The organism is Senegalimassilia anaerobia JC110, assembly GCF_000236865.1.
Classification (GTDB): domain Bacteria; phylum Actinomycetota; class Coriobacteriia; order Coriobacteriales; family Eggerthellaceae; genus Senegalimassilia; species Senegalimassilia anaerobia.
In genome coordinates, this window is sequence record NZ_CAEM01000072.1 from 1 (window position 1) to 594 (window position 594).

At 76.4% G+C, this 594-nt stretch carries 1 protein-coding gene; it reads right to left on the minus strand.

From position 1 onward, the window contains the following. A partial coding sequence (locus SFHG_RS10720) for a hypothetical protein (protein WP_042431958.1) occupies positions 1-594 on the minus strand: 594 nt, incomplete at both ends.

Here is a 594-nt window from a genome sequence, read left to right on the forward strand (position 1 = left end):
CGGGCATCTGCGCCGCAGGACGCGCCTGCGCGGGCTGCGGACGCGAAGGCGCGGGGGCCGCCGCGGCGACGGGGGCCGCACCCGCCTGCTGATACGCGAACGGCACCGCCTGGCCTGCGCACGACTGCGCCAGGGCATCGGCGACCGCCGCCTGCACGTCCGGCTTCTGGACGGCCTTGAACGCGAAGGCGTTCTCCTTTGGGAACTCGATGGCGAGCATGCCCGTCTGCGCGTTCCACACGGCCTTCGTGCCCAGGAACAGCACGCCGTAAGCGGCCTTCTTGCGCTTAAGCTCGGCAAGCGCCCCCTGCCACATGCGCTGCAACGCTGCAGGGTTTTCCATAGTGGCGGCCAGCTGCGGGCTTGCGCCGCCCGCCGCGGGCGCGGCGGGAGCGGGCGCGACCTGGGCCGACGGAGCGGACGCAGGGGCCGCCGGAGCCGAGGCCGCCGGAGCCGCGGGCGTAGCGGGGGCGGAAGCGAGCGCAGGTGCAGGCCGCTCGGCAGCGGCCGGGCGAGGAGACGCCTGCGGTGCGGCCGCCGGAGCCGCAGCCGGCGCAGGAGCTGCAGGGGCCGCAGCCGGAGCGGCAGCAGCGG